The organism is Rhodoferax ferrireducens (assembly GCF_003347515.1).
Taxonomy (GTDB): Bacteria; Pseudomonadota; Gammaproteobacteria; order Burkholderiales; family Burkholderiaceae_C; genus Rhodoferax.
In genome coordinates, this window is sequence record NZ_QEII01000094.1 from 1 (window position 1) to 493 (window position 493).

General features: G+C 63.5%; 1 protein-coding gene. It reads right to left on the reverse strand.

Going from position 1 to position 493, the window contains the following annotated elements:
• Nucleotides 1-493: IS66 family transposase (locus C5P05_RS00385; protein ID WP_157979142.1), on the reverse strand; the 493-nt coding region annotated here is incomplete at both ends.

Here is a 493-nt window from a genome sequence, read left to right on the forward strand (position 1 = left end):
CCGTGCATGCTTGGGCAATGCCTGCAGCGCGTCATTGAAGTCGCGTCTGCAATGCGCCCAGCATGCCAGGTGCACCAATCGGTTCGCGCTGGAGATCTGGTCATAGACAGCATAGCCGTCGGTCATCAGCACCGTTCCCCCGCGCATACCGGCGTACAGGATCTGCGCGGCCGCTGTGCTGCGCGAGGGGGAGTAGGCAAACAGGCGAATCGGTGGCCCGGTGCCATCGGGACCTGAGCCCAGGGTCATCTGCACCCACATGTAGCTCTTGGACTGTGCGCTTTTGCCAGGCTCCTTGAGCACCTGGATCTGGGTCTCATCACCATAGGTGAGTGGGGCATCGAGCAAATGGTCACGCAGCAAGTACAGGATAGGCTGCACCGCCTGGCCCACGCGCACGATGCTGGCCGCCATGGTGTTGCGCGAGAGGTCGCCCCCGCCAAAACGTCCCAGCAGGGCGGCCTGGCGGTACAGAGGCAGGCCATCGCAATAC